The sequence below is a fragment of the Streptomyces sp. NPDC045846 genome, assembly GCF_056431605.1.
The window spans coordinates 458,961-470,497 of record NZ_JBWKKJ010000008.1 but is presented as its reverse complement, the minus strand read 5'-3'; the positions used below and the strand labels follow the sequence as shown (position 1 = coordinate 470,497).

The window sequence follows — 11,537 nt, the reverse complement described above, 5'->3', positions numbered from 1 at the left end:
CCGCCCCGCCCCTCCCCCCCTCCCCCCCCCCCCCCCCCCCCCCCCCCCCCCCCCCCCTCCCCCCCCTCTCCCCCCCCCCCCCCCCCCCCCCCCCCCCCCCCCCCCGCCGCCGACCGGTCCCGCTGCCGGTCCTGGGCCCGCTGGTCTGCGTCACTCATCGCGTCCCCCGCTCATGACGTCCCCCACTCACCCTCCGGTGTGCAGGCCGGTCCGTGGTGCGGTGGTCAGATGGGCGCCGACCCGCTTGACCATCAGTGTCATCTCGTAGGCGACCTGTCCGACGTCGGAGTCGGCGTCGGACAGGACGGCCAGACAGCTGCCGTCGCCGGCCGCCGTCACGAAGAGGAAGGCGTCGTCGAGTTCGACGACGGTCTGGCGGACCTTGCCCGCCTCGAAGTGCCGGCCCACGCCCTTGGCGAGGCTGTGGAAGCCGGAGGCCACGGCGGCCAGGTGCTCGCCGTCCTCGCGGGTGAGGTCGCGGGAGGTCCCGGTGGCGAGGCCGTCGCTGGAGAGCACCAGGGCCTTGCGGATGGAGCCGACACGGTCGACCAGCTCGTCGAGGAGCCAGTTGAGTTCGCCGGAACCGCTCCCTCGGGCATTGCGTGCTGCGGCTGAGTCTTGTGGCGCGGTCATCGACCGTCCCCCTCCGGTGTGGTTCGTCGTGCGGTGTCGCCCCGGACGGGTGCGGACGGTCCATCCGCGGTGTCCGATGCTGCGTTCTGCCTGCGGCCGCGCTGCCAGCCGCGCTGCAGCGCGGCCATGCGGTCGCGCACCTCGTCGGCGTCGCGCTCGGGCTCGGGCCCGTCGTCGGGTTCGGGCGCGGCGTGCCGGCCCTCGGGGGCGTCCTTGAGCTGGGGGGCCAGGCTGGCCTGGCGGACCCGGCGGGGCAGCCCGCCGAGCGGTGCCTCCTGCTCGGACGCCGCGGGTTCGGGGAGGCTGCCCCAGGACGGGGCGGAGCTCGGCGCGCCCGGCAGGTCGGCGGGGTTGGGGGGCGGTGTCGCGGGCCGCTCGGACAGACCCGCGGGCCTCACGGGCGTCAGCCCCGGCTGCGGCGCGGGCCGAAGGGGCTGCGGGCCCTGCGGTGGCGCGGGGCGCGGCGGCTGCGGCGGGCGCCGTTCGGGCAGCCGGCTCCCGAAGGCGCGGCCCTGCTGGGGGTCCGGGTCGGGTTCGGGGGCGGGGTGCCCGCGCCCGGGGCCGTCCACGCGGCGGCCGTTGTCGCTGACCAGGGTGGGCACCCGGTGGCGGCGCGGCAGCGGCACCGGGCCCCGCTCCTCGCCCTCGTCCGCGGCCTGCTGGTGCTGCTGGCCGTCGTCGGCGGCCTCGGGGGCCCGGCGGGCCGAGCGCAGGAGTCCGCCGCGCGGGGCTTCGATCTCGTCGAGGCCCGCGGGCGCTTCGAGCACGGAGGGCACGTCGAGCCCCAACGGGTCGAGCGGGGGCTCCAGTTCGACGGGACCGTCCAGGACCGGCTGGCCGGGAATACCGACGGGCAGCGGGGAGAGCGCGCGGCGCGGCGCGTCCGGCACCCGCGGGCCGTCGCCCTTGGCGGCCTTGCGGTCGAGCCGGAACCCGGTGCCCTCGGTGTCGGGGGCGTCGGTGAGCAGCGTCGCCGGGATGAACACCACGGCGGTGGTGCCTCCGTACGGGGACGGCTGGAGCGAGACGCGTACGTTCTGGCGCTGGGCAAGCCGGCTGACCACGAACAGGCCGAGCCGGTCGGTGTCGGAGAGCTCGAACTCGGGGGTCTCGGCGAGCCGCAGGTTCGCGTCGAGCAGCATCTCGGGGGCCATGCCGAGGCCGCGGTCGTGGATCTCCAGGGTGAAGCCGTTGGCGACCCGCTCGCCGTGGACCTGGACGGCGGTGTGCGGGGGCGAGAACACCGTGGCGTTCTCGAGGAGTTCGGCGATGAGGTGGGTGAGGTCGGCGACGGCCGGGCCGCCCACCCCGAGCCGGGGCAGCCTGCGCACCTCGATGCGCTCGTAGTCCTCGACCTCGGCGACCGCGGCCCGTACGACGTCCATGAGCTGGACCGGCTTGCGCCACTGGCGGGAGGGGGCCGCGCCGGAGAGGATCACCAGGCCCTCGGCGTGCCGGCGCATGCGGGTGGTGAGGTGGTCGAGGCGGAAGAGGTCGGCGAGTTCGTCGGTGTCCTCGGTGCGCCGCTCCATGGTGTCCAGGAGCGTCAACTGGCGGTGCAGCAGCACCTGGTTGCGGCGGGCGAGGTTGACGAACACCTCGGCGACGCCGCGCCGCATGTCGGCCTGCTTGACGGCGGCCTCGACGGCGGCGCGCTGCAGGGTGTTGAGGGCCTGGCCGACCTGGCCGACCTCGTCGCGCTCGTAGTCGAGGCGGGGCGCCTCGGTCTCCACGTCGACCTGTTCGCCCGCGGCGAGGCGGCGCATCACGCTCGGCAGCCGGACCCCGGAGACCTCGTGGGCCTCCTTGCGGAGCCGGGTGAGGTCGCGGATCAGCTCGCGGCCGACGCGTACGGACATGAACAGGGAGATCAGCAGGGCGAGGAAGCCGAGGACACCGGCCAGGCCCGCCTTGATCAGCACGTTGAAGGCGACCGGTTCGACCCGGTCCTGGTAGCGGTTGCCCGCCTCGGTGCCCATCTGCGCGAGATGGTCGAGCACGGGGGTCGCGGCCTGCTGCCAGCGGGTGGCGTCGATGTGCCGGGGGTCCTTGGCCGGGCCCGCGTCGATGATGGCGGCCTCGGCGGTGCGCAGCGCCTCGGTGTCGGGGCCGCGCCAGTACTGCTCGAAGACGTCGCGTTCGGTGGCGGGCAGGGTCTCCAGGTTGGTCTCGTACAGGAGCTGCCGGTTGGCCACCAGGTCGGATATTCGGCGCAGTTCGGGGGCGGTCGTCTTCGGGGTGATCAGGGAGGAGGCGACGAGGGCGTCCTCGCGGGAGAGCATCTCGCGGGCCCTGGTGATGCCGACGAGGGCCCGGCCCTGCTTGTCCATCTCCCCGTTCTCCAGGGCGTGGAGATTCATGAGGAAGCTGTAGCAGGGGTCGACGAGCCGGTTGTAGAACTCCAGCGCCTGCGGCCGGTCGACGGTGCCCTGTTCGATGGAGCGCCGCAGCGCGGCCACCGTGTCGAAGCCGTCGAGCACGTCCTTCAGGCGGGCCTTCGCCACGGGTTGGAGGTCGCCGCGGACGTCGGGGTCCTGGGCCGCGGCGCGGATCCTGGCCATCGCGGTGTCGGTGGCAGAGCGGCGGCTGCGCAGCGCCGCGAGGGCGTCCGAGGGGCGTTCGTCGGCGAGGTAGACGAGGGTCTGGCGGCGCTCCTGCTGGATGACGCGGACGGTGTCCTCGATCGGGTAGCCGACCTTCTTGACGATGTTCGCCACGTCCATCAGCTCGCTGGCCTGCCGGCCGGTGAGGTAGGTGGAGAACCCCCACAGAGCGGTGAGGGAGACGAGCGGCACGAGCAGCAACGCCACGATCTTCCTGCGGATGGACTTCCCGCGAAAGCGCATGGCCTCCCCCAGATCAACCGTCAGCAAACGGCGTGAGCCTACTACTGACACACAGACAACTCGAAGGCACGTCCGGACGATTTTCGGCCGCCGTCACGCGCGGTGATCATGAGTTGTCCTGGTATTCCGGGAGATGGCGAACCCGCCCTCGACGGGGCACACCTGGCATGGCGGCTTTTCGCCCACCCCGGCGGATGGCTGGAACTATGCGTTCCGCGCATGTCCCGGGAATCTTCGGGGAGTTCGGTTCGTCTGTCTGTACGGGATGTCTGTTACGTGCGTTCTGTTTGTACGGTCGACGGGCTCAGCGGGTAGGGGGTAGCACGGAGCCGGGCCCCGGCGGCGCCGGAGTCGCGGCGGGGTGAGGCATCGAGGCGCCGAAGGCGGGGAGGAATGAACGCATGAGTGTGGAGCAGCAACCGTTGTGGGTGGAGGAACCTGCCGCGCGGCCGCGGCTGCCCGACCCGGTCCGCACCGCCGCCGTGCGCGCCGTCATCATCGTCGCGGCGACCCTGATGCAGGCGGTGGTCGCCTTCCTGTGCACGCTGGCCGGCTCGTGGCTCGCCTTCCCGATGGTGATGAGCAGCGTCGGCAGCACCGTCCTCGCCACGTGGGGCGTTCTGGACGTGTGGGTGACTCGCCAAGTGTGGAACCAGCGCAACGGCGTCGTGTCGATGCCCAGCAGCAGTGCACGCAAGCTGCGCAAGGAACGGCGCCGGGCCCGGCGGGCGGCCCGCACGGCCGAGCACGCCGCGCGAATACGCTCGGCGGACGGCTCGCGCGGGGACCTCTCGCGCGCCTGAGCCCCCCGGCCGCTTCCGCCGCGCCCTGCCCCAACGGCCGGGTCAGGCGGGCTTCTTGAACATGCGCGTGGCGGTGATCTCGCCGTGCACGGTCTCGCCCGCGGTGTCCTGCTGGGGCAGGCCGGGCCGCAGGTGCTCCTCGACACTGATGTACTTCAGGCCCGCCCGCAGGTCCGCGTCGTTGCGCAGCCGGATCACCAGGGGGAACTCGGCGAGCGCGGTCGTGTCGAACAGGCCCGTGGTGTAGAGGAGTTGGACACCGAGCGCGTCGGAGACGGCCCGCTGGAGCTCCAGGAGGTACGTCGCGTTGGCGCGGCCGATCGGATTGTCGAGGAAGAGCGTCCCGGCGTGCCGGTGCTTGTCCCGGCCGCGGTCGTTGCTGCGCAGCGCCGCCATCGTGCAGTAGAGCGCGATCGCGGCGGTGAGCAGCTGGCCACCGGAGAACACGTCGCCCATCTGCCCGACCGGGACGCGCTCGGCGCGCAGCACCGCGTCCGGCTTGAGGATCTCCACCGAGATGCCGCGCGGCTCCAGTGCCGCCTGCACTCCGCGCAGCAGCAGGGACATGCCGTCCCGGCGCAGGTCGGAGTTCTTCTTGACGGCGGCTCGGGTGGCCTCGTCGATGACCTCGCCGAGGCGTTCGGTGAGGGTGGCCTGGTCGGGCTCGTCGAACCGGATCCGCAGGAACTCCTGCCCGGACCACTCGCCGAGGCCCTCGGGCAGCTGGGACAGGCGCTGGGCGGAGCGGAGCGTGGTGAGCGCCGACTCCACCAGGCCGCGCAGCCGGTCGACGATGGAGTCGCGGTTGCGCTCCAGCTGTTCCAGCTCGTCGGTCAGGACGCGCAGCCTGGGCTCGAAGGCAGCGGCCCAGGCCGCGGCGTGCTCGGGCAGGGCGGCCGCGGGCAGTTCGCGGATCTGCTGGCGGGCCGGGGTGCGGACCTGCTCGTAGCGGGTGGCGTTGGCGTGCCGCACCAGGATGTCCGAGGCCTCGCGCACCGCGGCGTCGGCGGCCGACAGGTCGCCGGAGCAGCCGCGCAGCGAGCGGCGCGTCTCGGCGGCGGACTGCCGGGCCTCTTCCAGGCTGCCCGGGTAGGGCTCGGGTGCGCTCTCGTCCTCCGGCGCCTGGCTGTTGTCCCGCAGCAGGTCGCGCAGCAGCGCCGCCGTCTCGTCGAAGCCGCCCGCCGCGTCCTCGGCCGCGCGGTGCGCGCCCAGGAGTTCGGCGTGGGCGGCGCGCGAGGTCTCCAACTCGTCGGTGCGCGTGGCCAGTTCGGCCGTCGCGGTACGCAGCAGCGCCTGGGCCTGCTCGACGTCGGCGGGCACCTGGTCCTCGGGCAGCTCGGTGTGCGTCCCGCCGTCGGCGGGCGCGAGGCGTTCGGCCTCGCCGCGCAGTCGGCCGAGCTGCTCGCTCGCGGCGGACGCGCGGGTCTCCAGCATCTGGACGAGGGACTCGGCGCGGGCGGCGGCCGCCTGGCGCGAGGGTCCGTCGGCGCCGTCGGTGCCTTCGAGGAGGGTGGCGGCGCGGGTGCGCACCTTGTTGGTGAGGCGGTCGAGTTCGGCCAGGGCGGCGCTTTCGTCGCTCTCGGCGCGCGCCTGCTCGGCGCGCAGGTCGGCGCCCACGCCGACCTTCTCGTACAGCTGGGAGGCGGCGCGGTAGGCCTCGCGCAGGGTGGGCAGCGCGGCGCGCGGGGCCTCGGCGTCCGGCTCCGGCAGCGTTTCGGGGGCGCCCGCGATCTCGGCGCGCTCGGCGCGCAGCGCACGGGAGGTGCGGTGGGCGTCGTCGGCGGTGCGCTGGGCCGCGCGGCGGTCCTCGTCGGCTGCCTTGGCGCGCTCCAGGAACGTCTGGGCGCGGGCCTCCGACTCGGCCGCCTCGTCGGCGAGTTCGCGGAGCTTGACCTGCCAGGCGGCCCGTTCGCGCAACCGGTGGGCGAGTCCGGCGAGCGCGTCGGCGGCGCGGCGGGCGCGCTGGGCGGCCTCCTGCCGTTCCTCGCGTACCCGCGCGGTGTCGGCGGCCGCCTCGTCCGCCTCGGTCCGCGCGGCACGGGCCTCGGCCAGCTCCCGCGCGGCCTCCCCGGCCGCCTCGCGGGCGGTGTGGGCGGCCGTGGCGAGCTCGGCGAGCATGCCGGGCGGGCAGTCTGCGCGCCAGGATCCGATGCGGGCGGCGAGCGAACGGTCCCCGGCGAGGCGGGCGGCCAGCGAGCGGATCTCCTCGTCGCGCGCGGTGGCGCGGGCGCGCAGCGCCTGGCGTTCCTCGTCGGCGGCGTGCTCGTCGTGCATGGCCGGGTTCGGCGGGACCAGGAAGATCCCGGAGTCGGTGCCGCTGTCCGGGGCCGGGACCGGCGCGAGCAGCGCGGCGGTGGTGCCGACGGCCACCGCGGAGCGCGGCAGCAGGGCGGCGCTCGCGAGCGCCTCGCGGGCCCGGGCGTGCGAGGCGGGGTCCGTGATCACGACACCGTCGACGAGCTCGGGGCGGGCCGCGAGCACGGCGGCGTGGTCGGCGGGGGCCACGGCCTGGGCGAGGTAGCGCCAGCCGGGCAGCGCCGGGATGCCGTGCTCGCCGAGGTACTCGACGGTGGCCAGCACGTCGGGGCTCGGGGGCAGCAGGCCGCCGTCGCCGAGCGCGCCGAGGATCCGCGAGTCGTCGGCGGCGGCCGTGCGCAGCTCGAAGAGCTGGCGCTCGGCGGTGGCGACGCTCTGGTCGAGCAGGGCGCGCAGCTCGTCGGCGCCGCGGTCCAGCTCCTCGGCGGTGAGCGGGCTCCGGGGCCCCTCGCCGTCGGCCCGGCGCGGCTCGGGCACGCCGGTCGCGGACCGCGCGGCGGGCAGGCTGAGCAGTTCGGCCAGGCGTTCCTCCGCGGCGATCGCCTCGGCGGCCCGGCGCTCGGCGTCGTGGGCGTGCTCGGCGGCGCGCGCGGCGTCCTCGGCGCGGGCCGCGGCCAGCTCGGCCCGGGACTCGACGGAGGCGGCCTCGCGGGCCCGGTCGAAGGCGGTGCGCGCGGCCTCGCGGGCCGCGTCCCACGCGGCCACCGCGGTCTTCTCGGCGTCGCTCGCGGCGAGCGCGGCGCGGGCCGGGTCGGCGTCCGGCGCGCTGTCGTCGAGCCAGCCCGCGCGCACGGCCTCGGCGGTCTCCTGCTCGACCTCGGCGAGGCGCTGGCGCAGGTGCCCGGCCTCGCTGCGGGCCCGCTGGGCCTCGGTGGCGGCGGCGGTGGCATCGCGGTGGGCGGCCTCGCCCGCTTCCTGGAGCGCGGCGGAGCGCTCCTCCTCCTCGGCCGCGACCCGCTCGCCGTCCTCGGCGGCCGCGTGCAGGGCCCGTACGAGATCGGCGGCCGCCTTGGCGCGGGCGGCGAGCGCGGGGGCCGCGTCGCGCTCGGCCTCCTGGATGGCGGCGGCGACGCGGGCCGAGCGGTCGGCCGCGGCGCGGTGGCGCAGTACGGCCTCGGCGGCCTGCCAGGCGGAGTGCAGCGTCCGGGCGTCGGCCAGTTCGCGGCGCTGCGCGGTCGCGGCCTTCTCGGCCACCGCGAGCGCCAACGAGGCGTGCCGGTAGGCGAGTTCGGAGGCGATCAGGGAGCTGCGGCCGCGCGCCTGCTCGGCGAGGGTGACGTGGTGGGCGGCGGCGGTGACCTGCTGGGCGAGGTCGGTGGCGCGGCCGCGCTCGTCGGCGGCGCGGGCGGAGAGCCGCCGGGCGAGCGTGCGGGTGCGCCGTTCGGCCCCGGCGTGGATCTCGCGGGCCCGGGTGCGTGTCTCGGCGGCTTCGACGATCCGTCCGAGGAGGTCGACGGAGCCCGCGGTGAAGTCGCGTTCGGCGGTGAGTTCGGCGCGGCGGCCGAGCTTGTTGCCGAAGCCGCTCACCAGGTCGGCGAGTCCGTCGGTGTCGCGGGTGTCGGTGACGGCGCGCAGCAGCAGGTCGGTGAAGTCGGAGTCCTTCTTGACCGCGAAGAGGCCCGCCGCCTCGCCCTCGTCGGCGTTCATCTCCCGCTGGTAGCGGAAGAGTTCGGGGTCGAGGCCCAGCTCGCCGAGGTGCTCGTTCCAGCGGTCGTGGATCTCCTCCCAGTAGACCTCCAGGTGCGGGTAGGCCTTGGTCGCCTCGGTGAGGGCGTCGCGGAAGCCCTTCATGGTGCGGCGGCGGCCCTGGGCGCCCGAGGCGCCTTCGGCGGACGGCCGCATCGCGCTGGACTCGGCGACCGGCAGCGAGTCCAGGCTGAGCCCCGGTCCGGGCCGGAAGGAGTACCAGGCCTCGGCGAACTTGCGCGGGTCGTTGGAGACCTGGCGGCCGCGCCACTCGCTGACCTTGCCCACCACGACGAGCTCGCCGGTCAGGGTGTGCTGCCACTCCAGGGCGACGTGCCCGCAGTCGTCGGCGAGCAGGAACTTGCGCAGCACGCCGGAGCTCGCGCCGCCCAGGGTGTTGCGGTGGCCGGGCAGCATCACCGAGAAGATCAGCTTGAGCAGTACGGACTTGCCGCCGCCGTTCTCCAGGAAGAGCACGCCCGCGGGGGCCGGGCGGCGCGGCGGGCCGACCGGCTCGTCCTCGAAGAACTCGGCCTGCGTGGGGGCCGGGTTGGGCACGGGCGCGCCGACTCCGCGCAGGTCAAGCACGGTGTCGGCGTAGCGCGCACCGGCGGGCCCGATGGAGTAGAGGCGGACCCGGGACAGCTCGTACATGTCGGCGGACTCTCGTGGTGGTGGGGGGCGGGAGGCGGGATCAGGAGTGGAACGGCAGCCCGGCGTCGGCCGCCAGTTCCAGGTCGTCGGCGTCGGGCGGCGGCAGCAGGGTGGCGCCGCCGTCGGTGACCGCCACCACGCCGAGCTCGATCAGCTCGGACAGCGCGGCGCTGCCCGCCATGTCGCGGACCTGCAACTGGTAGCGGGCGGTGGTGCGGTAGGCGCCACCCGCGTCGTCGCCGGTGCGCTGCAGGAAACCGGACTCGGTGAGGAAGGCGACGGCCTTGGCGACGATGCCGGTGGTCGAACCGGCGAGGCGGCGCGCGTCCTTGGTGGCTCCGGTGGAGCTGCGCCGCGCGTAGATCCGCCAGGCGGCCTCCAGGCCCGGGGCGCCGGTCTCGGGGTCGGTGTTCTCGCCGGTCTCCTCGGCCCGCTCCTCCAGGCGGCGGCAGGCCTGCCGCACGAAGGCGTCCACCCCGTTGACCGTGATCCGCCCGATGTAGCCGTCGTCGGCGAGGTCCTCGGGGCGGGGGAACGCCAGGGCGGCGACGGCGAGATGGGCCAGGCCGTGCAGGAACCGGTCGGCCGAGTCGGGGGCGGCGGCGCGCCGCGCGTAGTCGCCCATGCGGACGGCGAAGACCGAGTCCTCGGCGGCCGTCACGGCCATCCCGGCGCGAGGCGAGACCTCCAGGACGATCAGGCCGAGGCCCGCGGCGACCGCGTCCGCCAGGCGGGCGAACGCGGGATCCTCGCGGTGGCGCCGCAGCAGCTCCGCGTATTCGGCGTCGCGGGCCGGGAGCAGTTTGGGCTGGAGGCCGAAGGCGACCAGGCGCGCGGCGTCGGCGGCGTCGGCGGGGGTGATCCGGCCTTCGCCGCCGGTGCCGGGTGCGGCGGGCGCCGGCTCGGCGTCGTCGCCGACCGCGGGCTCGGGGTGGTGGTCGGTCACGGGGTGGTCTCCTTGGTGCGTGTGGTGCGGGGCGCGGGGTGCGGGGCCCCGGGGCCGGGGGTGGCCCGGGGTCGATGCGTCACGCCGCCTCCGTCCGGCCCGCGGCCATGCCTGCCGCGTCCAGCAGCGCCATGCCCACGATTAGGTCCGCCCCGCCGAACTCGGGGTCGTCCAGCTGGGTGCCGTCGTCCACGGCGAACAGCAGGCGCTCCTCTCCCTGGCGGTAGGCGGTGCCGACCGGAGGGCTGGCGGCATGGACCGCCAACAGGGCGACCAGGTACGGCAGTTCGGGGTCCAGGCGGCGGGCCTCGGCGAGCAGGCCGGAGAGGCGGCGCGGCGCGTCGTGCTCCAGGGCGAGCAGGTCCATGGCGGCGGCGAGCTGCTCTTCGCTGAACCGGCTGTCGTCCGGGGTGGCGATCAGGTCGGGCTCGGGCATCTCGGCGCCCAGGTGCTCGCGCTCCATGGGGGGCGTCAGCAGTATGTCCACCAGGTCGCCGACCCGTACGGACACCGGGGTGCGCAGGCCGGTGCCGCGCGCGAAGAAGGCGTCGGTGACGCGGACGGCCTGCTCGACCGGGAGCGGAAGCACGGGGGCGACCAGCTGGCCGTACAGGTCGAGGCCGGAGCGGGCGGCGGGGCGGGCGAAGGCCTGGCGGTCCTGCTCGGCCCGGAACAGCGGCCCGGCCTCCAGGAGGCGGGACTGGAGCTGGGTGTGGCGGCGGATGCAGTCCTTGACGATGTCGACGAGCTCGGCGGCGCGGCGCTTGTGCTCCGGGTCCTCCGCCTCGTCGCGCGCCTTGCGGATGTTGGTCAGGATCGCGTTCTCGTGCCGGTAGCGGTCGGCGACGTGGTCGAGGGCCTCGGCGATCATGTCCGGCACCGCGTTGAGCCAGTCGACCGCCCGCACGTTGCGCCGCGTCGCCTCCAGGGTGCGCCGGAGGGTCTCGGCGTACTGCACGGTGCGGTAGCGGGCCTGTTCGGCGGCGAGCTGGGCGTCGGCGAGGCGGCCGCGGCTGATCAGCACCTCCAGCTTGACCTCGGCGGCGATCTGGGCGCTGGTGACGTCCGTGTCGAGGGCGCCCACCAGGACGTTGACCGCCTCGTCGGTGGTGCGCAGGTAGACGGCTCCGCCGTAGCCGGGGACCTCTTCGAGGAGCTTGAAGTCGTAGTCCCTGCGGACGTAGACGCCGTCGGGGTTGAACGTGCCGTACACCGCGCGGAAGCCGCGGTCCACGCTGCCCACGTTGATCAGGTTCTCCAGGACCCAGCGGGCCACCCGCTCGTGCTCGGCGGCGGGCCGGGCCGGGGCCTGGGCGGCCACCCGCGGGACGAGCCGGGCCACGATCTGCTCGTGGTCGGCGCCCGTGTCGAAGTCCATGTTCAGCGTGACGAGGTCGATGGAGGCCAGCGCCACCTCGGCCATCGCGTACACCGAGTACTCCCCCGCGAGGTTGGCCTTGCGCACGTCGAGGTCGTGCAGCGGCGCGGTGCACGCCAGGGCGCGCAGCCGCCGCGCGAGCCCCTCGTCGGCGGCCGGCCCCGGTGCGGGGCGCGCCGCCGCGCTGAGCTGGGGCGGAACGGGTTCCGTCGAGGCAGGCGAAGTCACGGTGGACAGATTAGGTCCTCGCACTGACAACGGTCGAAACGGCGCAG

Annotated in this window: 6 protein-coding genes; 1 reads left to right on the top strand and 5 read right to left on the bottom strand. The window is 75.3% G+C overall.

Annotated elements, in window-relative coordinates:
* Positions 1-186: 186 nt before the first annotated feature.
* Positions 187-633, bottom strand: a complete 447-nt coding sequence (locus tag AC07F3_RS24810) for a roadblock/LC7 domain-containing protein (protein WP_479116627.1) — start codon at positions 631-633, stop codon at positions 187-189.
* Entirely contained in the window at positions 630-3,479 is a 2,850-nt protein-coding gene (locus AC07F3_RS24805; RefSeq protein ID WP_479116626.1) for a sensor histidine kinase, read from the bottom strand. Before AC07F3_RS24805 ends, AC07F3_RS24810 begins: the two co-directional genes overlap by 4 nt.
* Before the next feature lie 368 nt (positions 3,480-3,847).
* On the opposite strand from AC07F3_RS24805, the gene AC07F3_RS24800 reads away from it, so the two are divergent.
* Complete coding sequence (locus tag AC07F3_RS24800; RefSeq protein WP_479116661.1) at positions 3,848-4,282, top strand: hypothetical protein; 435 nt, start codon at positions 3,848-3,850, stop codon at positions 4,280-4,282.
* Between the two features lie 42 nt (positions 4,283-4,324).
* Here AC07F3_RS24800 and AC07F3_RS24795 read toward each other — a convergent pair whose 3' ends face one another.
* The 3 genes from AC07F3_RS24795 to AC07F3_RS24785 form a co-directional block, all read right to left on the bottom strand.
* Positions 4,325-8,938 carry a coiled-coil domain-containing protein gene (locus AC07F3_RS24795; protein WP_479116625.1) on the bottom strand — a complete coding sequence of 1,538 codons (4,614 nt, stop codon included), beginning with the start codon at positions 8,936-8,938 and terminating at the stop codon, positions 4,325-4,327.
* Positions 8,939-8,978: 40 nt separating this feature from the next.
* Positions 8,979-9,884, bottom strand: coding sequence for a hypothetical protein (locus AC07F3_RS24790; protein WP_479116624.1), 906 nt, complete (start codon positions 9,882-9,884; stop codon positions 8,979-8,981).
* A 79-nt stretch (positions 9,885-9,963) separates the two neighbouring features.
* Entirely contained in the window at positions 9,964-11,490 is a 1,527-nt protein-coding gene (locus AC07F3_RS24785) for a hypothetical protein (RefSeq protein WP_479116623.1), read from the bottom strand.
* Between the last annotated feature and the right edge of the window lie 47 nt (positions 11,491-11,537).